The sequence below is a fragment of the Paenibacillus sp. RC67 genome (assembly GCF_030020805.1).
Lineage (GTDB): Bacteria > Bacillota > Bacilli > Paenibacillales > NBRC-103111 > Paenibacillus_S.
Genome location: NZ_CP125098.1, coordinates 1,231,748 through 1,255,588 on the forward strand (window position 1 = coordinate 1,231,748; position 23,841 = coordinate 1,255,588).

22 protein-coding genes are annotated in these 23,841 nt (G+C 45.2%); 18 read left to right on the plus strand and 4 right to left on the minus strand.

The window, feature by feature from the left end; all coding sequences use genetic code 11:
* Nucleotides 1–85 precede the first annotated feature (85 nt).
* The 7 genes from QMA13_RS05680 to QMA13_RS05710 all read left to right on the plus strand — a co-directional run bounded on the left by QMA13_RS05680 (nt 86) and on the right by QMA13_RS05710 (nt 4,052).
* Complete coding sequence (locus tag QMA13_RS05680; RefSeq protein ID WP_282940095.1) at nt 86–532, plus strand: methyltransferase; 447 nt, start codon at nt 86–88, stop codon at nt 530–532.
* A gap of 101 nt (nt 533–633) precedes the next feature.
* On the plus strand, nt 634–1,386 hold the full coding sequence (locus QMA13_RS05685) for a hypothetical protein (RefSeq protein ID WP_282940097.1): 753 nt from the start codon (nt 634–636) through the stop codon (nt 1,384–1,386).
* Between the two features lie 25 nt (nt 1,387–1,411).
* Nucleotides 1,412–1,561 (plus strand): hypothetical protein, encoded by a 150-nt coding sequence (locus QMA13_RS05690; RefSeq protein ID WP_282940098.1) that lies wholly within the window; start codon nt 1,412–1,414, stop codon nt 1,559–1,561.
* 21 nt (nt 1,562–1,582) lie between these two features.
* Nucleotides 1,583–1,936 carry a Type 1 glutamine amidotransferase-like domain-containing protein gene (locus tag QMA13_RS05695; protein WP_282940099.1) on the plus strand — a complete coding sequence of 118 codons (354 nt, stop codon included), beginning with the start codon at nt 1,583–1,585 and terminating at the stop codon, nt 1,934–1,936.
* A gap of 17 nt (nt 1,937–1,953) precedes the next feature.
* Entirely contained in the window at nt 1,954–2,220 is a 267-nt protein-coding gene (locus QMA13_RS05700; RefSeq protein ID WP_282940101.1) for a hypothetical protein, read from the plus strand.
* Between the two features lie 174 nt (nt 2,221–2,394).
* Entirely contained in the window at nt 2,395–2,895 is a 501-nt protein-coding gene (locus QMA13_RS05705) for a sigma-70 family RNA polymerase sigma factor (RefSeq protein ID WP_282940103.1), read from the plus strand.
* Nucleotides 2,892–4,052, plus strand: a complete 1,161-nt coding sequence (locus tag QMA13_RS05710) for an anti-sigma factor (protein WP_282940105.1) — start codon at nt 2,892–2,894, stop codon at nt 4,050–4,052. The genes QMA13_RS05705 and QMA13_RS05710 overlap by 4 nt, the downstream gene beginning before the upstream one ends.
* Before the next feature lie 24 nt (nt 4,053–4,076).
* Here QMA13_RS05710 and QMA13_RS05715 read toward each other — a convergent pair whose 3' ends face one another.
* Nucleotides 4,077–4,685 (minus strand): hypothetical protein, encoded by a 609-nt coding sequence (locus QMA13_RS05715; protein ID WP_282940107.1) that lies wholly within the window; start codon nt 4,683–4,685, stop codon nt 4,077–4,079.
* An 81-nt stretch (nt 4,686–4,766) separates the two neighbouring features.
* On the opposite strand from QMA13_RS05715, the gene QMA13_RS05720 reads away from it, so the two are divergent.
* Nucleotides 4,767–5,540 (plus strand): RNA ligase family protein, encoded by a 774-nt coding sequence (locus tag QMA13_RS05720; RefSeq protein ID WP_282940109.1) that lies wholly within the window; start codon nt 4,767–4,769, stop codon nt 5,538–5,540.
* Between the two features lie 69 nt (nt 5,541–5,609).
* The gene (locus tag QMA13_RS05725) at nt 5,610–5,771 is read left to right on the plus strand and encodes a hypothetical protein (protein ID WP_282940111.1); all 162 of its coding nucleotides are present in this window, start codon (nt 5,610–5,612) and stop codon (nt 5,769–5,771) included.
* A gap of 568 nt (nt 5,772–6,339) precedes the next feature.
* On the opposite strand, the gene QMA13_RS05730 is transcribed toward QMA13_RS05725, so the two are convergent.
* Together QMA13_RS05730 and QMA13_RS05735 are read right to left on the minus strand one after the other, a co-directional pair.
* On the minus strand, nt 6,340–6,969 hold the full coding sequence (locus QMA13_RS05730) for a DUF2812 domain-containing protein (protein ID WP_282940113.1): 630 nt from the start codon (nt 6,967–6,969) through the stop codon (nt 6,340–6,342).
* A gap of 17 nt (nt 6,970–6,986) precedes the next feature.
* Nucleotides 6,987–7,298: a PadR family transcriptional regulator gene (locus QMA13_RS05735; RefSeq protein ID WP_282940114.1), complete on the minus strand. Its 312-nt coding sequence runs from the start codon at nt 7,296–7,298 to the stop codon at nt 6,987–6,989.
* A 220-nt stretch (nt 7,299–7,518) separates the two neighbouring features.
* Here QMA13_RS05735 and QMA13_RS05740 point away from each other — a divergent pair, with 220 nt between their 5' ends.
* From QMA13_RS05740 to QMA13_RS05755, 4 genes are all read left to right on the plus strand, one after another.
* Complete coding sequence (locus QMA13_RS05740; RefSeq protein ID WP_282940116.1) at nt 7,519–7,989, plus strand: GNAT family N-acetyltransferase; 471 nt, start codon at nt 7,519–7,521, stop codon at nt 7,987–7,989.
* A 54-nt stretch (nt 7,990–8,043) separates the two neighbouring features.
* Nucleotides 8,044–8,481: a cupin domain-containing protein gene (locus QMA13_RS05745; RefSeq protein WP_282940118.1), complete on the plus strand. Its 438-nt coding sequence runs from the start codon at nt 8,044–8,046 to the stop codon at nt 8,479–8,481.
* Between the two features lie 26 nt (nt 8,482–8,507).
* Nucleotides 8,508–9,125, plus strand: coding sequence for a cyclase family protein (locus QMA13_RS05750; protein WP_282940120.1), 618 nt, complete (start codon nt 8,508–8,510; stop codon nt 9,123–9,125).
* A gap of 88 nt (nt 9,126–9,213) precedes the next feature.
* Nucleotides 9,214–9,774, plus strand: a complete 561-nt coding sequence (locus QMA13_RS05755; protein WP_282940122.1) for a DUF1697 domain-containing protein — start codon at nt 9,214–9,216, stop codon at nt 9,772–9,774.
* Between the two features lie 145 nt (nt 9,775–9,919).
* Here QMA13_RS05755 and pdxR read toward each other — a convergent pair whose 3' ends face one another.
* The gene (gene pdxR / locus QMA13_RS05760) at nt 9,920–11,356 is read right to left on the minus strand and encodes a MocR-like pyridoxine biosynthesis transcription factor PdxR (protein ID WP_282940123.1); all 1,437 of its coding nucleotides are present in this window, start codon (nt 11,354–11,356) and stop codon (nt 9,920–9,922) included.
* Between the two features lie 131 nt (nt 11,357–11,487).
* On the opposite strand from pdxR, the gene QMA13_RS05765 reads away from it, so the two are divergent.
* The 5 genes from QMA13_RS05765 (at nt 11,488) to QMA13_RS05785 (ending at nt 23,795) form a co-directional block, all read left to right on the plus strand.
* Complete coding sequence (locus QMA13_RS05765) at nt 11,488–12,735, plus strand: MFS transporter (RefSeq protein WP_282940125.1); 1,248 nt, start codon at nt 11,488–11,490, stop codon at nt 12,733–12,735.
* Complete coding sequence (locus tag QMA13_RS05770; protein WP_282940127.1) at nt 12,732–13,589, plus strand: NAD-dependent epimerase/dehydratase family protein; 858 nt, start codon at nt 12,732–12,734, stop codon at nt 13,587–13,589. Before QMA13_RS05765 ends, QMA13_RS05770 begins: the two co-directional genes overlap by 4 nt.
* A 215-nt stretch (nt 13,590–13,804) precedes the next feature.
* Entirely contained in the window at nt 13,805–14,914 is a 1,110-nt protein-coding gene (locus tag QMA13_RS05775; protein WP_282940129.1) for a response regulator, read from the plus strand.
* A gap of 19 nt (nt 14,915–14,933) precedes the next feature.
* Nucleotides 14,934–17,999: a hybrid sensor histidine kinase/response regulator gene (locus tag QMA13_RS05780; RefSeq protein ID WP_282940131.1), complete on the plus strand. Its 3,066-nt coding sequence runs from the start codon at nt 14,934–14,936 to the stop codon at nt 17,997–17,999.
* A 354-nt stretch (nt 18,000–18,353) separates the two neighbouring features.
* On the plus strand, nt 18,354–23,795 hold the full coding sequence (locus QMA13_RS05785; RefSeq protein WP_282943269.1) for an Ig-like domain repeat protein: 5,442 nt from the start codon (nt 18,354–18,356) through the stop codon (nt 23,793–23,795).
* Nucleotides 23,796–23,841 lie beyond the last annotated feature (46 nt).

The window sequence follows — 23,841 nt, forward strand, 5'->3', positions numbered from 1 at the left end:
ACTATCAAAAGGAAACTTTTTACATAAAGATGCGTCTAATTATTGTGAGAACTGGGGGAATGAATGCTTAAGGGGAGGATTGCGAATGAAAGGCAAACAATTGGTACTGGTACTGCTATTGACCTCACTTTGTATCCTTAATGCTTGTGCAGATAAAGAGGGCGAATTCCAAAGTATTGTATATGAAAATACCAATCATCATTTTACGTTGGAAATTCCTCGTAAGTGGAAAGATAAATATGCAGTGGTTGAAGCCAATAATCGCATCACTTTTTCAGATAAGATCAATGGACCTGCGGGTCAGTTATTTACAGTCGAAATATGGCCCAAAGCAAAGTGGGATAGGGAAGGTACCGAGCTGGTGAAGATCATTCATATTGCAAAGATTGGTGAAATCGGGGACGCCATTTTTACCTTCCATACGCCTTCAGATGTCCAATATGCGCCGGATGATGAGATGAAGAAGCAGCAGTACCTGTCTATGTTTCATGATGTGGAGAGCATTCGCAACTCGTTTAAGCTGAAGCAGTGATTTGTAAACGCTTTCTAAAAATGGTGCAGACAGAAATGTAAAAATAAAAATAACTCGCTGCAGCAATTTGCTTTCAGCACTTAATAGTAGGTGGAATAATTATGAACTCGGAAGCTCGAGCTATAGTATCAGATTATTTTAATGGTTCATTAAAACAACAATCAGCCTATCATTATATTGAAAAAACCATGAATGAAGCTGTTATCGCAGTAACCGGCAGTTATTCTTTTGGAATGCAGAATGAAACGTCTGATCTTGATATTGAATTCATCATACCGGACTCATTGCACAATACTATAGTTGAAATGGCAGGTGGAATTCAGCATGTATGGGTTCATGATGAAATTCATCACCCATTAATAGATATCAAAGTTCGCCCGCTCACTTGGTTGCAAAACCGTTTAAGTGGGGATAATCCTGAAGTTCTGTGGATATATCAGCATGCTTGTTGTATCCAAGACCATAATTCAGAGCTTCCCCAACTGATAGAAGATGCGAATACACAATTTCAGTCCATAAATAAGGAGCTTCTAACAAAGCATTACAAAGATTTCCGCACGGGGGTGACTCTATCCGCATCACGGGAACCACTGGGGGAAATCATTACGATGACAAGGGCGATCGATGCTGCCTTGGCTTTGCCTTTTCTTTCTCGTAACGAGCCTTACCCTTATCCAAAATGGAAAAGCAGCTGGCTAAAAGCCAAGCATAAACAAGGAGAGCTTATAGTATCCCTTTGTGGACGATGGCTGGCAGGTGAACCGGTATATGAGCAATTAAGGGATGTACTTAACTCTATTATGATAGAAGCGGGACATCGGGATTTAATCAAGCACTTTTGGAGAAAAGTTTAGTTTTAATGACAGGAAGTAATTCAATATGAATATAGTGCTAGATATAGTTGCTGAAAATGGACTAGGCACTCTTGAGCGTCTATGCGAGCTTGGGGCGTATGATTTATCTGAATTCAACGGGGCAAATATGAATGAGAACGGACTGTACATTAAGCATTTTAATGCTACTTCATAACGTGATTCAGGAGATAAAAATATGAGAAAAATGTTACTAACCTCTACCGCTTTTCCGACTGCTCAAATAACCGAAGCCTTCCTCGATCTACTGGAGCAAGCTCCGACTGAATTAACTGCCGCTATTATTACTACGGCTGCGGTTGAATTAAGAGAACAGGCTCGCCCCTCTGTGAAAGCAAAGCATGCTCTTGAAACCATGGGATTTCGCAAAGTGGATTTTATAGATATTGAATTTGAAGACGCGAATCGCTTGGCCGAATACGATGTTATCTGCTTAAGTGGCGGCAATCCATTTCACCTCTTGCATCATTTAAGGCTGAGTGGATCAGACAAGCTAATCGAAGGACTGAGTAAAAAGGAGTCGTACTTGTAGGGATCAGTGCCGGGACGATGGTATTAGGGCCTGACATTCGCATTGTCGATCACTTTACTCCTCATTTTAATCAGGTTGGAATGATTCATTTAGATGCTATTCATTTGAATGATACGATTATTTTTCCGCATTATGGCAGAGAAGATAAGTTTCCCGATGATAAATCTCATGAACAAAGAATATTGGAATTCGAAGCCGCGCATCATTGCAAGGTGGAGAGGCTTACTGACAAAGAAGCCATATATATCAACGGGGATACGGTTAGGAAAATATATTGCGGTTGATTAAATTAACGGCGGACGGTAATTAAACAGTGGATCGTAATAAACAAAGCACAGGCAGCTCAAAGGGTCTGTGTTATTTGTGTTCAATCAAATAATGGACATGTTTCATGATCTTGAAAGAAAAAACTGTAACTTTTGACGGTTTCATTCGTGTATAGATTGAGGGGGGATGGAATGAAACGGTACTCATTGGACAGCGTGTATCAATTATATGTTAAAGATGTGTATCGGTATTTGTTCTCCCTTTGCCGAGATCATCACGCTGCGGAAGATTTGGTTCAAGAAACGTTTTACCGGGCTTATCTGTATTTAGAGCACTGCAAGGACGATAAAATAAAGCCTTGGCTGTTCCGCGTAGCCTATAATGCATTCGTGGATTCTTATCGAAAAGAAAAGCGCAGCATTCCTACAGGAGCAGAGTTTTTTGCCAAGCTGCCGGATACACGAACTCCAGATCAATATGTACTAGAACAAGAACAGTGGGAGCAGATCGGGGATGTCATTCATGCGTTGCCCGAGCCCCAGATGCAGGCGATCCTATTGCATGATTTTCACGGGCTATCCTATCAGGAAGCCGCAGATATTATGGAGATTAGACTGTCTCATTTTAAAATATTGCTGTATCGTGCAAGGCAGGCATTAAGACAGCACAAAGAAAGGAAGGAGCATCTATGAGCGAAGAATTCAAACGACAGCTGCAAGATTATGCGGAAGGCAAGCTTAAGGATAGCGAGAAAGAACAGCTGGAGCAAGAGCTGGATAAAATGGAAGCTTATCAAAAATATTTGAGCGAGCTACTCGGTAACGAAGAGGAGCGGGATTCGCTTAGAGAAGGAATGGCTCCGCCATTCAAGGAAGCGTCTTTGCTCCGTAAAAGCAAATGGAAGGCTCGACTGCAGACGGCCTTGACTGCCATCGGGATCGTCATTTCCATTACTATAGTCAGCGCAATATTGACCGGACTGTTTTATGGGATCGGGGACCGTTCTGCTGTGTATCAAGATGTTATTTCCTCGGCAATATCGCTGACCAGGCCGAATTTGAGTGTGAGCGGGAGCAGCAATTCGAACGCCTTTTTCACGATGGATTACAAAGGAACATTGCGCAAGAAAATAGGGTCAGTGGATTCCTCTATCGGCGATTTTCAGTTCTCATTCTTGCTAGGGTGGCCGGGGATTGAACAAACGACGTGGCGTAATGAAGCTTCTGCCTCGGGTGATTACTTGTTCCAGCTTCCTGATGCAAAGTATAAAGCAGACTCGGAATGGAGCAGATTGGAAAAGCTTCCGGAGGGCACTGTGTCCGAAGTGTTCGTCTCATTAGATCGGTATTACACAACCGATGAGCTGCTGACCCTTCTTGAAAACAAAAATATGGATCCAGTCTGGTTCGCCGCTTACACCGATCAAGAGAGGAGGAATGGGGACGATACGGCGGTGATGGCCCCTGTCGGATTTCCTTTTTACCCTATTTGGCATAAAAAAGATATGAAGGTTGACAGCTATACGGAGCAGAAAACAGGCTGGTTCAGTAAAATCGTAACAACGAGCTCATCCTCGCCGGCAATACAGTCTTATGGAGACGGACAGGTCAGGGAGCAAAATTTTATGGATACCCTCTATCTTCTGCAGCAATACGCCAGGATCAGCAATCGCCTTGCCCCTTGGCTTCAGATTGATTCTGCCGTCCAGTATCTTGAGGTGAACGGGGTTAAGCTGTACGGTGTTGTCTTGACAGGTCCAACCAAGGAGCTGTTGAAGCTGCAGCAAGAACCGTGGGTATCTACTCTTCGTGTGGGAGAAGTGCGTTTATGGAATTGGCATGACCGATAATGAATAGTGGGCAGAACCATTATTTTAGTCAAATACAACTTCTTGAGTTAATACAACCTCTTTTGGAGGTTCCTCCATAGGGATGGCATACGGAATCAAAGTGAAATGAACTTTATCAATATCATCAGGTAACCGTGGGAACACCAGAAAGCGTACTTGAGATTGACCGCCACCGCCATGAGAACCGTTTCTACGGACACGGTATTCCTCTTTGCCTGTCACTTCTAATAATAATTGAGGGCGTACATGGCCGATGCTTTCGTCATTTTGGATTTGCTGAATTTCGAGAAAAACAATGCTTCCGTTTTGATGCTGCATGGAATGAGTCAAAGAATACTGGAATCCCTCAACAACGGATTTTTTCATGATAGGTAACACGTTTAGCAGCTCGCCTGGCTCGCTAGGCAATGCAGGACGGCTTCCCTCATTAAGACTGTGCAGCAGCCAACTGATTTGTGGAATATTCAAATCGTATTGATTTGCCCATTCTTGCATAACTTCTCTTGGGGGAGAGAACCGTTTGCCTTTTGCAAGGACCTTTCGCTCATTCAAGAGAATCATCAGCTTCTCATCTATAGCTTTAAATGTTTCGTTATATTCATTAGGATTCAATTGCAGCTCTGACCATCCCATATGAATTCTCCTTTACAACTTTGATTTCATTATTATACTAATTATTACAATGATATCCTAACTATTGTGGGAGATGAAGCAATGGATTTGAAAAAAATAAATTCTTTAACCAAATACCCAAGTATTCTTACCTATCATGAATTAGGTGAAAGAGGCAGACTAACTAATGAATTATCCGAGTCAAAAGGATTCGCCAATTCGGATGAGGTTTTTGTTTATGAAAAAGTAGACGGCGAGAACTCAAGAATAATCATCTTTAAAAATAACAATGAAATCGATTATCTGATTGGTTCCAGAGAGGAATTACTGTATGCAAAGGGGGATAGGATCGGCAATCCTTACGGTAACATTGCAGAGTTCCTTAAGCCATTAGCTGAGACCCTAATTGCTGGCATCCTTCCAAAAGAGGATTGGGCTTTAACAGTAATCTATCAAGAATCTTATGGAGGAAAGACAAAAGCTGCTAAGAACTATACGGATAGTAAGACTCAAGGGTATCGCGTGTTTGATGTGTTTTCTTTAAATCAGGAACAATTAGTAAGGCTGCTTGAATTACCTCAGGAGAAGATTGCCGAGTGGAGAGATCATGGTAATCAACCTTTTTATGATGAAGCTGAGAAAAGGAAATTTGTTGAGCGTATGGACTTAGAATTCGCTCCACTATTAGAAACGGTCAAGGGCTCAGATTTTCCAATTTCTCTCGAGCATACATTTTCATTTTTAAAGCAGTTTGAGGGCACTAGGGTAGGGATGGATGCTTCTGGAAAGTCCGAGGGGATTATTGTCCGTACTTCAGATCGTAAACAAATTAGAAAAATAAGGTTTGAAGATTATGAAAGAACCTTCAGGAAGTAGGACTCAAATTAAAGAAAAAGTAACTCTTTATAAAATCTAATAAACTAATTCAACTAAGAGGTGGATAATATGAGGTCAGAAGATCAAATTAAAAGAATGATAATCCAACTACAACAAAGGTTGCAGAGATTGGATACGGTACAAAATACGGATGAAATAAATGAAACAAAAGCTAGGATTGAAATATTAGAGTGGGTTCTTGATGCGCCAGAAGGTAAGTATCATGCATGAAGGTGAATGAAACCATTTTTTCATGAGGTAATACAGGTTTAAGAGTCGCTTCGGCGGCTCTTAAACCTGTATTGAAATGGATTTACGATTGAATCGGTAAGAACTTAAGCTCATTCACATCAACAAATTAATATTGGATAATGACTACTCTATGTTTGCCATGTTACCTATGATCATGATCATTATTTATGGGTTATTGCTGTTACTTGGAATCTATAGTCTTTATTTATAAAACTGGATTTTCGTGGAATAGCGGCGTTAGATATTTATCTGGATGAGAAGAGAAATAAACGTTAATAACACTCCAGACCTTGCGTTCTCCATTTACCTCTAACATTATGTCCCCAAGCTCCTTACATACTTTCATGTGTCTAATCTCATAAATCCCTAACAGGAATATTTCTTTATTTGTTGTGACTTATGTCTTAGTGAATTCCAGTGCACTAAAGAAATTGTCCACTATCGACTCGCAGGAAGCCATTCAGCAAACTTTGACTGAGGCTGCATTTGAAATGGATAAGCAATTATCGACTGCTAAATAAGATGCTGGTTGAGTAGTTAATTAGTTTTATTTTACATACTTTTCTTCTTGTGTCTTCTGATACTGCTTATTGGCTTTATAGGCAAAGATAAGGTACAAAAGAATCATGAGCGGAATGAGCATCCAGAAGAAGCCTCTAAAGAAAGCAAACGGCGTTTCAAACCAAAAGGCGCTCCAAAAGGAAGATCCGGTTTTTTCCCATAGTCCTGGTGTGTAATACAACAGTTTAGGATTCAGTAGTGCCCCTATTTTAATCGAGCCGGTTGAAACCAAAACAGCGAAGAGAGGAATAAATGTTGACGCGAGGGTCATCCACATATCCGATATCCGTTTATACCGGCCGGCTTTCGAATCGGCATCCGAGAAAATATCTTCATTTCCGCTCTCGTCGACTTTCATAAAATATTGCGCGCCGGAGCTTTTTGTTCCTGCAATATGCTTCCAGCCGCAATCCTCAAAAAGCGCCAGGTAATCTTCAAAATCTACCTTCTTTTTAAATGTGCGGTAATCGATTTTGATCGCAGCATGTTCAAGCGCAGCAGGTTGAAATTCGTATCCGAACGATGATTTATTAGTGAGCTGATATCCTTGCTTCGCCATCTCATTCAACCATTGCTCTTCTTTATCCAAATTAAGAAAAAACTTATATTTTCTCATGTTCATTCCTCCTGTTGTTAACCAAGAATAGGTTTTGTTACTTCAACCATATGAATCATTCGTTCTAAGTCGAGCTGCAAAATCTCTCTACCTTTATCTGTAATAGCGTAAACTTTGCGGCGGCTATCTTCGCTTTGGACAGGCTGTATAAATTTTAGCTTTAACAGGTTCTCGACCGCACCGTACAGCGTGCCTGCAGCCATTCTGACTTGCCCGCCGCTAAGCTCCTCGACCTTTTGCATAATCAAGTAGCCGTGTGCAGGCTCCGTTAAAGCCAAGAGAATATAATAGACGGTTTCCGTGAGCGGTAAATGTTTATCGCGACTCATATGTGGCCTCCCTTTATTCAGCGAAACTATATATCGTGAAACTGTATAGTTATACTATATACAATCCAACTGTATATTGCAATAGGAAAAAATCCGTACAGCGATAAGGCCATTTGTGGCTGCTCCGTTTTGGGTTTTTAAGCTTGGCGAGCTTTTCTCAAAGAGGACAATCCCTTATAATATAAAATGGTAACGTTTTCCTTATAGAAAGGAGCCGTCTATGAACGTTAGAAGGTTTCAAGCTTCCGATATAAACCAGATCGTCACCCTGTTCTATGAAACTGTACATTCGGTAAACGGCAGAGACTATTCACAAGAGCAGTTAGATGCATGGGCACCTGTAGACGAGCAAGCACTTAAGCTGAAAGCTTGGGAAGAATCGATGAGCCGCAATATGACCTATGTTGCTGAGACTGGTGGAGTCATTACCGGTTTTTCGGATATGACGGTAGAGGGGCATCTGGATAGACTGTATGTTCATAAAGATTATCAAGGACAAGGCATTGCCTCTGCTTTGGTGGAGCGATTGGAGCAGGAAGCGAAACGGTGGGGTTTGACTGAAATAAATGTAGAAGCAAGCATTACGGCTAGACCTTTTTTTGAAAAAAGGGGATATCGGGTTATTGAATCTCAGGTTGTTGAGCGCAGAGGGGTACAACTGGTTAATTATAAAATGCTAAAGAGCTTGTAAAGGGAAGAAGCTGCTAATTTCCATAGAGGTGGCAGCAAACATGGAGGCGTTAGGATGAACCCAATATCAGATGAAGAGGCGGCACTATTCGGAATAGCAACCAAATACGATCTCATGGACAATGGGGAGCGCAGGTTTCGCTTGAATTGCTCTTTGGACGGAAGCTCCTACTGTCGAACTGTTGCTTCAGACCAAGGTGCTTGGCAGAACAGTCACTATCATAAGTCTGTATCAGAATTGTACGTCGTTCAGTCGGGATGGATCGTCTATGCCAGCAAGAAGGAAAGCGAAATGAAATTGGGGATTCTGCGACAAGGAGATAACATCACCTTCCAGCCGGGGGTTCACCATAATATTTATTTGTCCTCTGATTCTGTTATCCATACGATCAAATATGGGGATTACTTGGAAAATGACTGGTTTTCATCTCCAGAGCTGGACAAGCTGACGAAGCATTTGGAACCTAAGACTCTTTTTTCACTTAGTGATTAATGGCTCCTAGAGCGGAGGAAATTTTAATGAGAATCATAGACCTAACACAACCCATTCATGACGGAATGACGGTGTATCCTGGGGATGCTGAAACCGGGCTGGTCAGATCCAAGAAATTCCAACAGGACGGTTATACGAACCATCAGCTATCTATAAACATGCATGCAGGCACTCACATTGACGGGCCCATGCATCTTGTGGACTGTGAAAAGTATCTGAATGATTTTCCTGTGGAAACCTTTATAGGGGAAGGCTGCCTGCTCGATGTTTCCCAAGAAAATACAATCGATTACAAGGTGGAATATGAGGAGCTTATTCAGCAGAAGCAAATCGTCCTCTTGTATACTGGGTACAATCAATACTATGGACAACCCCGCTATTATACGGATCATCCTGTGCTGACCCTCCCTTTTGCAGAGCTGCTGGTACGGAAGCAAGTGAAAATGATCGGACTGGACTTTCCGTCGCCAGATCAGTATCCCTTTGAAGTCCATAAGTATCTGTTCCAAAACGACATTCTGATTATTGAAAATTTGACGAATGTGGAGCAGCTGCTCCATGTAAAATCGTTTGAAGTTATAGCCCTGCCGTTATCTGTTAAGGCGGATTCCTCCATTGCTCGGGTTGTTGCGAGAGCAGAATAAAGGAGGGAGCGTAAGCTGCTCTGTAGTTTAAACGAAGCTTGCCGTGTCGGATAACTTAACTTTTACAAAATAAGAAAGAGGGATCAGGATGATCTATATCGCACTGCTGCGGGGGATTAATGTTGGCGGCAAAAATAAGGTCAAAATGGCTGATTTAAAGTGTACCCTGGAATTGATGGAAGGACTAAGCCGCGTGCAAACCTATATTCAAAGCGGCAATGTGCTGTTCGAATCAGATGAAGAACAAGGAACGCTGCGCCAACGAATCGAGCAGGAGCTGGAGAACGCTTTTGGCTTCGCTATCACTGTCGTTTTAAGAACTTTGGAAGAGCTGCGAGAGGTGGCAGCCCATTGTCCGTTCTCGGATGAGGAAATTGCCGAAGCGGATGCCGCGTCAGATGCAGAGAGCTTGTACGTAGCCTTTTTACTGGAAGAGCCGTTACAGGAAAAGGTGGAACGACTGAAGCAGTACCAGAGTGAGGATGATAAATATCACGTTGCAGGACGGGATGTATACCTCTTATTCCGCTACAGTGTCCGTGATTCCAAATTGGCGATTAACCTTCATAAGCTGGATGTCCCGGTTACCGTTCGCAATTGGAAGACAGTCACTAAATTGTTGACTCTAGGAACGGCAATGGAGGCTTGAATCGCGTCAAGATGGAGCGGCCCTATCTTTCTTAGGGAAGTAACGAATAGCAGGCCTACTTGTGAACTGTACTCCAATGATTAGTCATCACTAACATTGAAGGTGCAGTTCACATGAGAGGTCTGCCTTTTTTTATTCCAAGCCATCATAGGGGCTCGTTGTTTCTTCTGCTAGTCCCTTTTAAAATCTCCGCTAGGGCTTTGACTCCCTCTACAATATCTGGTTCTGATACGTTACCGAATCCCATAATGAACCGGTCTTCATACTTTCCTTTGGCGATTGTATATTTCTCCGCAGGATAAATGGTAATGTTCTGTTCCGCAAGCCGCGCAGTGGCATAGGAATCAAGTTTGTACTTGTTTAATTCGGCAACCAGATTCAGGCCCGCGGCATCGCCAGATATTCGGACCCCGCTGCCGAACGCTTCGGATAAGCTGGTGATGAGACGGTTTCGTCTTTTGCCATAGATGCGTTTCATACGGGCGATATGCCGTTCCAAATGCTGTTCGGCTATGAACCTTGCCAGAGTAAGCTGGGGTAAGGTCGGGCTTTGCATATCTGCCAGTCGTTTCAGGCGCTGAAGAGGAGCGATCAGTTCGTTCGGCATTACCATGTAACCTATCCGAAGCGCGGGGAACAGGTTTTTACTGAACGTCCCGACATAGATGACGCGTTCTGCGTCCAGCTCTCTTAGAGCATGAACCGGCATTCCCGCATAGCGGAATTCACTGTCGTAATCATCCTCGATAACGTAACAACCGGTTTGTCTTGCGTACTCCAGAAGCTCCATACGGCGCCCTATCGACAGAATACTGCCAAAAGGAAATTGGTGCGAAGGAGTAACAAAGACGCACTTGGGTCGAACGGAAGACGGTATATCCACGATTCGCAATCCATGGTCATCAACAGGAACCGGTATGATGTTAGCGCCGGTAGAAGCAAACATCTCATAAATGAAGGTAGCGGTAGGGTCTTCTGATACCATGCTATCTCCGGGTTTCAATAAAAACCGGCACAGCAAAGCTATGCCTTGGGTAGCACCAGCCGTGATCATCACCTGAGAAGGGAGACATGTAATCCCTTTGGTATTTCGTAAGAGCTGACATATGGCTGTGCGGAGCTCTATATGGCCCTCGGTTTGGTCGTATCCGAATTCCCATGCAGCCATATTTTCAAATACAGCCTGGGCGGTTTCCTTCCATTTTTTGCGAGGAATATGCTCCAGTGCCGGGAAACTTGGGCGAAAGTCAATGCGATGGAAGCCTGAAGAAGCTTTTATAGAATCGGCAGCTCCAAGGGATAAACTTCTTTCCTGCTGCTGAGCCAGAAAAGGCCTTCGACCGCCTAAATCTACGACGTAGGTGCCTGAACCTTGTCTGCCTTCCAAATAGCCTTCAGCAATCAACTGCTCATAGACCTCTACGACAAGTGCCCGTGACACTCCGAATTCGCTTGCAAGATCTCTCGTTGACGGCAGTCTCCTGCCAGCCGGATAAATACCTTGAAAGATTCGTTCCCGAAGGAGGGTATAAATCTGCTTTGTTTTCGTCTGGGCAGTGTGGAAGTCGGGCTGTCTCGGCATGAGGATGCCTCCTTGATCTAATATAATTGGTATGCTTATTTTGATTGAAATGTGGTACTGATCGATACCAATCTACCATGATACTATGAATATTGCCAATGGAAAACAAACGTAGAAGGAAGGTGGAATCGATGAGTCTTCCGTTGCAGCTTCAGAAAAGCAGCAGGAAGAGCAAGATGGCCGGTGGATTCATGATCTTAGCCCTCTTCATGGCTTCTTTAAATTTGCGGCCAGGGATCAGCAGCCTAGCTCCTGTCCTTGAGAACATCCGAGGAGAATTAGGAATGAGTGCTTCTGTTGCCAGCTTGCTAACATCTATTCCTGTCTTGTGCATGGGCTTTTTCTCACCGCTTTCTGTCAGAATCGCTGCACGTATCGGAATGGAGTGGGTTATTGCATGGTCGCTCGTGCTAATCAGTGGGGGCACACTGCTGCGGCTAGTCGCACACTCCACGGTCTTTTTCCTGTTGACTGCGGTTCTGATAGGTTTGGGGATTGCAGCGATGGGGCCTTTATTATCGGGATTTATCCGTAGGCATTTCCTGCGCAATGTTCCTATGATGATCGCAGTTTACTCCATGGCTCTTTCCTTAGGGGCTGCACTAGGCTCCAGCTTATCCGTTCCCTTGCAAACGGTCTCCCATTCTTGGCGAATGTCGCTGGCTTTCTGGGCGGTATTGGCTGTGGCAGCAACACCGGTATGGTATGCTGTCGTCAGACAGAGAGACCAAGCTTCTGTGAGGACGAGGGATCTGGCTCAGGCAGCAAAGCTGCCATGGAGAAATAAGAGCGCTTGGCTGCTGACTCTGCACTTTGGGCTCATGGCATTCGTATTTTATTCGTTAATGGCATGGCTGTCTCCCATCATGGAAAGCATGGGGTATTCTCGCCTATATGCGGGAAATGTATTGACGATCTTTGCTGTGATTCAGATTCCTAGCAGCTGGGTTCTTCAAATGCTGCTGAAGCGGGTTCCATCCCGCTTGTTATGGCTGCTTACCGCATCGTTATTGCAGCTTATTGGATTTCTGCTGATTGTATGTACGACGTTTCCCTGGTTAGCGGCCATGCTGCTAGGTTTTGGTTCGGGGATGTTGTTTGCGCTTGGAACTTTGCTTCCGATCGATGCGGCTTCAAGTCCGCAGGAAGCGGCCTCTTTAGCTGCAATGACGCAATCTGCGGGATATATTATCGGGGCGTTAGGACCAATCCTTTTGGGCTGGATCAATGATATTACACATCAGTTTGGCTTGGCGATTCTACTATTGATCTTTGTCACACTTATGTTAATTTTGATTCAGGTTCTTATTTACTATCGAAAATGGAACAATAGAATGGGACAAATCATAACTACCGACATTCGGGAGGGAATTCGATGAAAATATTCGTAGCAGGTTCCACAGGGGTCATCGGTCGTTTACTGCTTCCCAAGCTGACCCAAGCGGGTCATGAAGTCATTGGAATGACGCATGACGAAGAACGGAGACCGCTCATTGAAGCTATGGGGGCAAAGCCTATGATAGTTGATGCGTTTGATCGCGAGGCTATGATAGCGGCAGTAGGGGAAGTGCGGCCGGATGCAATTATTCATCAACTTACTTCGTTAAGTAACTGGAATTTCGCCGAGAATGCCAGGATTCGAATAGAAGGAACCCGCATCCTGGTGGATGCTGCCCAAGCTGCAGGGGTTAAGCTTATGATTGCACAAAGTATCTCCTGGGCGTATGAGCCTGGCGATCATCCTGCGACAGAAGAAGTTCCTTTGGATATTCAGGCACCTCCGCCCCGCAAATCAACGATAGAGGGAATTGTTGCATTGGAGAGGGCAGTAGCCGAACTACCGCATCACGTCATTCTCCGGTATGGAATGCTCTACGGACCAGATACTTGGTATGACGCCAAGGGAGCCATTGCGAAAAAAGTCCGAGATGGCGAGCTGCCGGCAACCGACGGACTCACTTCGTTTCTTCATGTGGAGGACGCGGCCAATGCCGCTATGCAGGCGCTGAAATGGCCTACAGGACCGGTAAACATCGTCGATGATGAGCCCGCTGCAGGCAAGGAGTGGCTGCCTGCGTATGCGCAAGCCCTTAATGCTCCTGTCCCTCCGTATACAACAGGAAGTAATCGAGGGGAACGAGGGGCATCGAACGCCAAAGCGCGGGGCGAGTTCGGGTGGGTACCGCTTTACCCTTCATGGAGATCCGGATTTACCCAAAGCTTAAAAAAATGATCATAAGAGAATGGATAAAGGGCTGCCAATGGGCAGCCCTATTTTTAAACCTTCGTGGCTCTTAAAGTCAAGACCCCACTTTGTGAGGTTACTTTACCTAGTAGATTTATTAAGAATCGGCAGTGTATAATGCTTTTAGCTAAGATATGAATGACTCCACTCCCCTTTTATCGGTCTCTGTGACCTTATCCATTTACAAGGAGTGAACAATGTTAATGCGCGTTATACTTATCGACGATGAAGAGAATGCGCTGGATGTTTTGGAAATCCTATTGCGAGAAATTGGCAGTGTAACGATTGCCGGTCGCTATACGAATCCGATACAAGCGCTAGATGCATTGGACCAGTTTCAGCCGGATGCCGTATTTTTGGATATCCAAATGCCAGGAATGCTGGGGCTAGAAGCGGCAAGACGGATTAAGGCTATAGCCCCGCATACCCAAATTGTATTCACCACTGCCTATTCCGAATATGCAGTCGAAGCCTTCGAGATCCAATCCACGGACTATCTGTTGAAGCCGTTTACAAAGGAGCGGCTGCGTAATACCGTTTCACGGTTTATGAAGCTGCTGCCCCACAAAAGTTCAGAGGAAGCTGCGCAAGGAGCTGGAACCTACATTCAGTGCTTCGGAGGATTTCAGATCCAGACGGCAAATGGACTGCTTTCTTGGAAAACCAATAAGGAAAAAGAACTTTGCGCCTTCTTGATTCAGCATGCAGACGTTCAAGTGGATGCCGCTACCATGATTAACTCCATCTGGCCGGAATCCGAGCTGGATAAGGCGAGAACGTATTTGTATACATGCATCTCGTATTTGCGCAAAAGCTTCCAGGCGAGTAACATCAACCTGAAAGTCAACAAAGCTGGCAGAGGCTATGCTATCGACATGGAGGGAACTCGAAGCGATGTAGCGGAATTTTTGGCGATAGCTGAACAAGCGTCTTCAGAGCAAGCCTTGAGCGAGAAACAATACGAGCAGCTAACCATTTTACATAAGGGGGAATATTTCCAAGGTTGTGATTTTCATTGGTCGATGTGGAGAGGGGAAGAGTTGAAGAATAAATACTTACAAACGTTAAGAATCGCATGCGGACATTTTGCAAAAATCGGAAATATTCTGCTTGCTGTGGATAGCTTGCGGCGTGTGCTGGTGGCATCTCCTGACTCGGAGAAGGACGGAAGAGACTTGATCCGGCTGTATCTCCAGGCGGACAAGCGCAATGAGGCTTTGAAAATATTCCGGCAGCTTGATCATGCGGTTCGCGTGAATCTAGGGGTAGAGCTGGAAGAAGAGACGGTTCGTTTGTACAAGAGCTTAGCCTAATTCATTCGAGGAGACAAGCATGAGAAAAAAACTGGCCGCAGCGGCCGTAACTCTAGTCATGTTAGCTGTCAGCTACGGATTTTTGTATCAAATGTTCATGGTGAAAGAGAAGAGTACGCCGGTAGCATCGGGTGGTCGTATGGATTTGAGTGGCAGGCTCTTTTTTGAAAAAGGGGTTGTTCCGCTAGACGGGGAATGGGAGTTTTATCCCGGCAGGCTGCTGGGGCATGAAGATATGCTGCAGGACTCTGGTGCTGCTGCTTCCTCTGATTGGATCAATGTGCCCGGTTCATGGGGAAGCCAAATGGATACGCTCGGGATGGCTACTTACCGTCTGCAAGTTCGCGTAGATGATGTCAGCCGTACTTACGGATTAAAGACGTTATCGATTCAAATGTCGAACCGTATTCTAGTTAATGGCAAGGTCATAGGATCAGCAGGTACATTACCGGAGCAAAGCACCTATGCCGGGAGCAACAAGCCGTACGTAAGCTATTTTACATTGAAGCCAGGCTGGAATGAAATTATCGTTCAGGTCGCTAATTTTGATTATATAGCCAGCAGCGGGATTGCCAATTCTATATTTTTTGGCTATTCGGAGCAGATTTCCAAGCTGCGAGATACCGCACTTGCTCACGATTTAATCTCGATCTGCTGCTTTTTTATCATTGGCATCTATTTTATCGGTATGTATATGCAGCGGAAAAGCGACTTTTCTTTGGCTGCTTTTGGACTTCTCTGCTTATTTACGACCGTGTACTTATCGACGCGCGGAGAGAGACTGCTATTTGTTTTATTTGACTACGTCCCCTACAACATGTATATTCGCATGCAGACGATTTCGGTATATGCAGCTTGTATCTCGCTTTTGCTGTATGTGTATACGGCATTTCGCCCCTTTTGCTCCAAGTGGACTGTGTATCTGGGTATCGGCTTCGGAATGAGCCTGATGCTATTCGGGCTTGTCGATATTAACAATAGCAAATATCTTACGCTGCTTACGACTTTTTACGCTACAGCTCCTTTTTTATATGCGACGTATGTGTATGTGCTGGCCGCTTTTCACCGAGCGGAAGGCAGTATATACCTGGTAGTGGCGGCGATATCCTTTAATTATCATTCCATGATCCAAAGCTTTAACGTATATACGAATGTACCGCTATATCTTACCTTTCCCTTTGAGGTATTCCTCGTTCTGCTAATGCTTGCCCTGCTGATGTCGCTTCGATTCTCGAATTCGTTCAAGAAAAATGAGCAGCTTTCCCAGCAATTGCTTAAAGCGGATAAGCTGAAAGACGATTTTTTGTCGAAGACTTCACATGAATTTAAGATGCCTTTGCAGAGCATTATCATGATTTCCGAGTCGATAATTCATGATGACCACAAGCCTCTGCCTGCGGAGCAGAAGGATAAGTTGGAGCTGGTACACAGCATCAGTAAGAAGCTGTCGCAGCTTGTCCTGGATATCTTGGACTTGTCGAGACTCAGGCAGGGAGACCTGACCGTTAGGCCTGTGAAGGTGGATGTGCGTACTACGGTGGATATTGTCCTGAGGATCTTCTCCTTTTTAATAGCGGGTAAACAGATAAACTTAATCAATAACGTTCCGGAGCATTTGCCGAACGTGTTGGCGGATGAAAACCGGTTTCGGCAAATATTGAACAATCTGCTCGATAATGCCGTGAAGCATACGGATAACGGAACCATTGAAGTGTCTGCGGAGGAACGGGACGGAGCTATTGAAATTTCGGTTAAGGATACGGGAGAGGGAATTGATCCGCAAGCTATCGCACTTATCTATGAGCCCTTTCAATCGTTCGAGTCCTCGGATAGTCATAGCTTCGGTTTAGGGCTACCGATCGTGAAGCAGCTGATTGAACTGCAGCAAGGCACCATTTCGGTTTCCTCTGTAAAAGGGGAAGGCACCGTATTTACCTTCAGTCTTCCATCTGCCGGAAACCGCGAAAGAGCTGAAATTGACAGACCGACGCACAATGAATCGGGCAGTAAGCTGACGGATTCCTTCTCCACTCCTTACTATATGGAGAGTGAAGGGCAGCATACGATTCTCATTGTGGATGATCATGTTGCGAACCTGAAAATCTTGATCGATGCGCTTAAGCCGCTGGGCTGCAATGTCATCGCCGTCAAAAATGGATATGAGGCTGTAGAGCAGCTCGATATGCCCCATGCGGTCGATTTGGTGATTCTTGATCTGATGATGCCTGGAATGTCAGGATTCGAGGTATGCCAGAAGATCCGCAGCAAATATACACTGTTGGAGATGCCTGTATTGATGGTAACCACGGCATCTCAGCCGCAGGATAAGCTAGCTGCTTTCGAAGCGGGGGCTAATGACTTTTTGTCCAAACCGTTCGATGCGATGGAGCTGAAGGCAAGAGTCAAGGGCTTGCTATTGATGAAGGATTCGCTTGAAAAGGCGGTGGAGCTTGAAGTGGCGTTTCTTCAATCCCAAATTAAGCCGCATTTCTTGTACAACGTGTTGAATACGATTATTGCTTTAAGCTACACGGATGAGGAAAAATCGCGCAAATTAACAATGGATTTGGCTGATTATTTGCGTGGAAGCTTCCGATTCAGCAATGTCCAGAAGCGGACCAGCTTCTCTCAGGAATTAAGTTTGATCCGTTCTTATGTCGAGATAGAGCGTGCAAGATTTAAAGATCGGCTCAGGATTGAATATCATGTAGAAGAAGCCATGCATGGTGTCAGCATACCTCCTCTTCTGATTCAACCGCTCGTTGAAAATGCAATTCGCCATGGGATCGGAGGTTTAACCGAGGGAGGCACGGTGAAAATTACCGCGCAGAAAACCCATCATCATTATTGCTTTCAGATTGAAGATGATGGGGTTGGTATGGAAGCCGAGAAGATCGAGCAGCTGCTGGATCAGAACCTGGAGACTGCTCGAGGGGTCGGTCTGAGAAATATTATGAAGCGTCTCCAGTATGAATATCATTCCGAATTGCGGATGGAAAGCACTCCCGGGCAAGGAACCAAGGTCACGGTCCTAATTCCGATTGATGTTATCCATGACTCTATTCCAAAAACAAATATAGGATGATGAGATGCCCAAAACGGCAATCTTCACCGATGCAAATCGGAAGAAGGTTGCCGTTTTTTTTTGTTTTCTAAACAAATCTTTATGATACAATTCGTTACATAATTCGATAAATTATGAGCCTAAAGTCCTAGTTTTTAAGGTTTCTTTAAGGTTTGTTGTCGTAAGATGTAAAAAAAGCACTAGGCAGGTCCTAGTTGGCAAGATGGGATGGTTCTCTAAGACTCCGGTATACCGGACAAAAGGCAGTTCACGACAGCCTAGTCATCAAGGATTCTATTTATCAGAGGAGGTCTAGTTTTAATGCTTAATAGCAAGACGGCAAGACGATGGTGCTCAATTGTTTTATGCTTGAGCATGCTTTTTTCGCTGCTGCTGCCTTGGGATATTCCTAAGGTGGAGGCGGCTAGCGGCAGTTGTGGATCCGGGGATTTAGAGGTCAGATTCGGTTCAGCAGCAGCTAGAATCGGTAACTGTTCTTATGACGCAGAAAATGCACTAGCGAATTTCTGGAATTCAACTCCAGGCTACAGCCATAACAATATTGGTGGCAGCCAGGATTTTGCCGGCGGGAATATTTTTGTGTATTCCGGAGATACGATGAATCTAACCATTAATGTTGCCCAAAATCCTACCTTGCGTGATTTGGCCATGAGTGGGGAGGCGACGGTTGCTCTCGGATGGTCAGCACTTGACTGGATAGAGCAAGGGAGTGGTTGCGGCTTTCTTGGAGCTTTTAAGTGCTTTCAGGGAACCGAAGTGACAGCCAGTGTCGATGGCCAAGAACTGCTTAATGAAACTGCATGGGATGGCGGAGTTGGTCCAAGGCACACTAAAGAAATTACTATCAATACAAACTCCGTAATTGCCATTAAAGTAAAAGGGGTTCGTGACGAAACGGATGCTCCGTCAGGTCCAAGAGGATTATACGTTAAATTTAAGGATGTTACACGTCCGGTCTTGAAGGACTACACCTTTAATGGTAATGGAGCATGGAGAGACAACGACAAAATTGGTCAAAGAGAGCTATATGCCAAAAAGGATGAATTTATCAGCATCGCCTATAACTTCAGTGAGGCTGTAAGACCGACGTCAGTGAGTTCAGCATACAGCGATCCTTTTCTGAAGCATAAGCTGTTTGTAAATCCAGCAGATACCGGCTTGCCAGCTGCCGGCGTTCAGCAATATTTAACCAATACCAACTATAAGGCGGCCGATTTTGCTCAGGGCTTTGACAAAGTGCCCATTACGAAAAGCATTGACTATAAGTATACGGCTAGCAAGTATCACCATAGTGGCAATCTTCCTCTCGAACCGGTCATATCCAGGACTGATGCAGAGAAGAGTGCAAACAACGATATCTATGATATGGATTCGTCCCTGGAGCAAAAGTTAAGGGGAGCTGTGCTTGCCGATACAGCAGGGAATATTGTCCATGATTTTTCAGCCCTAAACAAGGTTAACAGTGCAACTACAGTAGGCAATAATTACTTAGCTAACAAAAACGTGAATCCCTTTAACTTTGACAAAGGCGGCTTCCGAGTCATCGTAGATGCAGTGCGGCCTAAGTATACGAAGGTAGGCAACGGGATTCAGCCCGAAATTTTGACCGGGGTCACCTTGAACCGGAATGACGGCTTTGATTTCACGGTGCAGTTAACGGAAGAAGCTATCGTGAAAAGGGGATGGGATAAGGATCAAACGTACCTGCTGCTGAATAACGGGATGAAAGCAAAATATATATCCGGCAATGGTACGGATAAATGGACCTTCCATCTGGATATTCCGGATGGTGTGGACATAGAGGCTCCACTCCTTAAGGTCATAGCCTTGACTCATGAGAATCAGGTCATTGATCCTGCGACCCATCAGAATAAAGATACTAACGTGCTTCAGGATTACGCAGGCAATATGCTGATTCAACCAGCTAACTACGATGGTATCTTCACAGATCCGGAGGATGGCGAGGACGCTTCGAAGGTCAATTCCAAAATAGACTGGGCTCAGCTGTCCATCGACAATACGAATCCGGAAGTCAGCTACCGGTATGAAGCAGGTGGAGCTACCGATCAGATTTATCAAAAATCAGGCAAAGTCACGATTGACGCTAACGATCCGCCTTTGATCGTCCCGTCGTTGGATCCTAACCAGCCGGGAGAGATTAGGCCAAGCAGAGGGATTTACCGTCCTTCGAATATGACGGGGGCTTCCGCTCCTGCTGTAGGGCTTGTCTACTACATGTGGAGTCAAAGCCCGAATGATCCTTTTGCAGGCAAGGAAGCCGATCATTTTGCAGCGCTCAAAAGATACTCTCTCAAGGCCAAGCAGCCTGGTGAAGATTTGTATACAACAGGGCCGCTGAAAGATATCAAGCTTAGCGTCGGCAATAATAAAACGAACCTGATAGCTGTACCTTCTGAGGCATTGGCTGAAGAGAAAAGCGGCGAATGGTACTTGCATACTTGGACTGCCGATATGACTTGGGATTCAGCCAGGGAGCTGATGCAATACCAGAAGAAACAGAAGTATGTAGAGAGTCATTCAGAGCAATATGAAGCGTGGAAAGCAGAGGCTCCGGGCTCTGAAGCGGATAAAATCTTTTATGCCGATAATAAAGCGTTAGCCCAAGTGGGTGACTACGGCAACCTGGAGGTTTGGCCATTAGCCGACTTTAAACAAGACGATTCCAACTGGGTGCACAGTGTAGGAACCATCAAAATAGACAATAAAGCACCGACGGTGGCTGTTCAAGAAATCAGCGGAGATAATACGGCTGCGGTTCAAATGAAGCTCAGCATCACGGATGAGCACAGCGGCGTAGACAGCAGCTTCTATCAATGGGTGAAAGAATCAGGCTCAGTAGAAGAAGCAGCGTGGATGCCTCTTACAGGAAACCAAGCTACGGTAACGACTCAGAATGAGGTTGTTGAAGACGGAAAGTATGTGCTGAAAGTCAAAACTCGTGATAAGGCTGGCAATGAACGGATGTTTGATAGCCAGCAGATTACGGTGAACTCCTCCGATCAAATCAGCGGCCGCTTTGAGCCTGACTCCAAAGAGGATGTCTATGTAAAAAGCCATGATGTGCAATTTAAGCTCACGGGGCTTAACAGTCTGGGACCTCTATCGCTGTTGTCGGTAACATCGGCCACCTATTCGGGAACCGTCACCCAAACAACTTATGCAAGAACGGTGACGCAAACGACGTATTCGGGAACTGTAACGCAATCGACCTACCAGGGGAAATCCCTGTTATCTGTGAACAACCTTATCTATGCAACGTATGCGGGTTACGCGATTTCTTCCAGCCAGCTGCGCCCGGGAGAAGCTTCATTTAAAGCTTTTTCCAGTTATGCTGAAGGGAACAATGGAGAGCGGATCTATACGGTACCTGCCGATACATCCCTAAATGGTAAGCCGTATATTCATATTTTGATTAAGGTTAATGACGGCGGGTTTGAGAAAATTTATTATTTCTCCAAACTATACTATTTCGATAACGAGCCTCCAACGGTTACCTTCAGCAAGACCGGTGTCAGTTATCCGCAAGATACGCAATCGGTAAACGTAACGGTGAATGAGAGCTTGAGCAAGAGTGGGCTACAAAAGAAATATCAATGGATCGACGATCAGCTTTCAGCTCCTAACGAAGCGTCCCCAGGCTGGTCCGATTTGCCGGGAGACGGTCTGGTAAAAATTACCGATGCTGTGCTTCAGCCAGGGGAGCAAAAAAGCTTCCGCCTGTACGTATGGGCCATTGATGGTGCGAAGAACAGCGTAATCGCAAAAACATCTGGAGTGTTTGTTGTATCGAAGTCTGAGGGTGCGGAAAAGCCTCCTGCCGATGTGACATCGGATCTGATTTATTTGTACGGCGATGCTGAGGATGGCTATACCGCTATTGTGAAGCTCGGATTGGCTGAAGAATCGGTAGATAAAGGCGGCTACGATTTCTCCGTATCTCCTGACAATGGTGCTAACTGGCTGAGGTGGCGCCCTTATACGAACTTTGTTGCGCTTAAGGTGCCAACGAATAAAGCAAGCGATTTGCATATTCAAGTGAAGTACAGAACATCTGCCGGAGTTGTCGGCGAACCGAAGAGTCTTGACGCGGGCAGCATATCCAAAAACATGCCGGTCTACGCATTAGCGACCTTAAGCACCGAGAGACCAGTCAACGTACAAACAGGAGTAGATATTGATATCGCAGCTCCGCTTGGAATCAAGGTTGTGCCGTCGGCTGTAAATCCTTCGACACCGGTGCGCACCGGCAATACGTTCCATGTTAGTCAAAACGGACTGTATTCCTTTGATCTAACGGACAACGCCGATGCGTCCAGAAAAGCGACACTGTATGCCGTAGTCAAGAATGTGGATTCCACTAAACCGGAAGGCACAGTTGAATATTTGACGACAACACAAACGAACGGGAATGTAACGGTTCAGCTGACAGGGCTATCCGAACCGGTTACGGTTACCGCCCCTGAAGGCCGCTCGACTTACACGTTTAAAGAAAACGGCACTTTTACGTTTAAGTTCAAGGATGAAGCGGGCAATGAGAGCGATGCTGTAGCAACTGTCACCAATATCGATAAAAGCGCACCGAAGGTGAAGGTCGTCAGTTCCTATGCTTACGGTGAGAATGGCAGCAAGACGTTCGGAACGATTGTGGATGATACCGGCAAAGTGCTGTACTCCAACGGAGTCACCTTAACGGTAGAAAAAGATGACAAAAACAATAACAAGCAAATCATCCATGTGGATGGTAAGGATAATGTGATGCTGCTCGACAACGGCACCGCTTCGTTTACGGTCTCCGACCAGTACGGCAACACGGCGGTGGTGAAGGGAGAGGTAAATAATATCATCTCCACGCCTCCGACACCAACAGCGGTAACGTATACCTTTGTCGATGAAGACGGCAATGCCTTGCCGGACAACAAAGTTGTAACGATAAACGGGCAGCAATATGCCAAAGGCAAAATGAAGGTAACGCTGGCCGGACAGCAGGAGCATAAGGTCAATAAAGTATTCACAGGAACAACACCAATTCTCGTGAATGGCCAGTATACGAATCAGATTAGCAATGCGGATGGATCGTATAGCTACTCACGCATTTTCTCAGCGGATGGATCGACTCTTATTGCTCTAACGGATCTTCTAGGGAATACAAGGAAAGTACCTGTGACGATCAAAGGCTTGGATAACACTCCGCCAGAGATCAAGCTGAATATGTCATCGGTCGGCATTACGCAAAATAAACAAGACTTCGATGTAACCAGAGATTTGGGCGGATATACCGTAAGCGACAATGTGTCCGCCGCACAAGACATCAAGGTTACGATCAGCGGCTTGGATCTGTCCAAGCTTGGACGTCAACGCGTCACTTACACCGCCGAGGATCAGGTAGGCAATACTTCGGTAGTTTATCAAGACGTGACCGTAGTCTCCAGCGACGGCATGCTCATCTTCGCCGATGACGTACTTATTTCTGGCTCCAGCGGAGAATCTGCCTTGTTCGATAAAAATACGCTGACCTTCAACATCTCGAAGTACAACATCATGGAGGTTAACGGGCAGCAGCAGGTTAACGAATGGGGTACTTACGATCTGATGTATCAGCCGGGTCTGTACCGAGAAGGGCAAATGAAGTATATTGCCAGCAAAATTTCGTACAGCGACTTGGCGAACGGCAAGTTTAAAGTAACCTTCCCTGAAGCAGGCTGGTACACGATTATCGTGAGAAACCAGGAGCGGGAACGTGAATACGCAACCTTTTTTATTGGCAAGAAAGATTAATCGTCAAAACAGTTTGGATCAAGGGCCCCTGAGAAGGAAGCCCTTG

Excerpts from the sequence above, each read along its gene's own strand:
- QMA13_RS05690 (WP_282940098.1), top strand. The coding sequence starts at position 1,412 with ATGAATATAGTGCTAGATATAGTTGCTGAAAATGGACTAGGCACTCTT.
- QMA13_RS05710 (WP_282940105.1), top strand. The coding sequence starts at position 2,892 with ATGAGCGAAGAATTCAAACGACAGCTGCAAGATTATGCGGAAGGCAAG.
- QMA13_RS05780 (WP_282940131.1), top strand. The coding sequence starts at position 14,934 with ATGAGAAAAAAACTGGCCGCAGCGGCCGTAACTCTAGTCATGTTAGCT.
- QMA13_RS05695 (WP_282940099.1), top strand. The coding sequence starts at position 1,583 with ATGAGAAAAATGTTACTAACCTCTACCGCTTTTCCGACTGCTCAAATA.
- QMA13_RS05715 (WP_282940107.1), bottom strand. The coding sequence starts at position 4,685 with ATGGGATGGTCAGAGCTGCAATTGAATCCTAATGAATATAACGAAACA.
- QMA13_RS05785 (WP_282943269.1), top strand. The coding sequence starts at position 18,354 with ATGCTTTTTTCGCTGCTGCTGCCTTGGGATATTCCTAAGGTGGAGGCG.
- QMA13_RS05720 (WP_282940109.1), top strand. The coding sequence starts at position 4,767 with ATGGATTTGAAAAAAATAAATTCTTTAACCAAATACCCAAGTATTCTT.
- QMA13_RS05750 (WP_282940120.1), top strand. The coding sequence starts at position 8,508 with ATGAGAATCATAGACCTAACACAACCCATTCATGACGGAATGACGGTG.
- QMA13_RS05725 (WP_282940111.1), top strand. The coding sequence starts at position 5,610 with ATGAGGTCAGAAGATCAAATTAAAAGAATGATAATCCAACTACAACAA.
- pdxR (WP_282940123.1), bottom strand. The coding sequence starts at position 11,356 with ATGCCGAGACAGCCCGACTTCCACACTGCCCAGACGAAAACAAAGCAG.
- QMA13_RS05745 (WP_282940118.1), top strand. The coding sequence starts at position 8,044 with ATGAACCCAATATCAGATGAAGAGGCGGCACTATTCGGAATAGCAACC.
- QMA13_RS05730 (WP_282940113.1), bottom strand. The coding sequence starts at position 6,969 with ATGAGAAAATATAAGTTTTTTCTTAATTTGGATAAAGAAGAGCAATGG.
- QMA13_RS05705 (WP_282940103.1), top strand. The coding sequence starts at position 2,395 with ATGAAACGGTACTCATTGGACAGCGTGTATCAATTATATGTTAAAGAT.
- QMA13_RS05680 (WP_282940095.1), top strand. The coding sequence starts at position 86 with ATGAAAGGCAAACAATTGGTACTGGTACTGCTATTGACCTCACTTTGT.
- QMA13_RS05700 (WP_282940101.1), top strand. The coding sequence starts at position 1,954 with ATGGTATTAGGGCCTGACATTCGCATTGTCGATCACTTTACTCCTCAT.
- QMA13_RS05735 (WP_282940114.1), bottom strand. The coding sequence starts at position 7,298 with ATGAGTCGCGATAAACATTTACCGCTCACGGAAACCGTCTATTATATT.
- QMA13_RS05755 (WP_282940122.1), top strand. The coding sequence starts at position 9,214 with ATGATCTATATCGCACTGCTGCGGGGGATTAATGTTGGCGGCAAAAAT.
- QMA13_RS05685 (WP_282940097.1), top strand. The coding sequence starts at position 634 with ATGAACTCGGAAGCTCGAGCTATAGTATCAGATTATTTTAATGGTTCA.
- QMA13_RS05740 (WP_282940116.1), top strand. The coding sequence starts at position 7,519 with ATGAACGTTAGAAGGTTTCAAGCTTCCGATATAAACCAGATCGTCACC.
- QMA13_RS05775 (WP_282940129.1), top strand. The coding sequence starts at position 13,805 with ATGCGCGTTATACTTATCGACGATGAAGAGAATGCGCTGGATGTTTTG.
- QMA13_RS05765 (WP_282940125.1), top strand. The coding sequence starts at position 11,488 with ATGAGTCTTCCGTTGCAGCTTCAGAAAAGCAGCAGGAAGAGCAAGATG.
- QMA13_RS05770 (WP_282940127.1), top strand. The coding sequence starts at position 12,732 with ATGAAAATATTCGTAGCAGGTTCCACAGGGGTCATCGGTCGTTTACTG.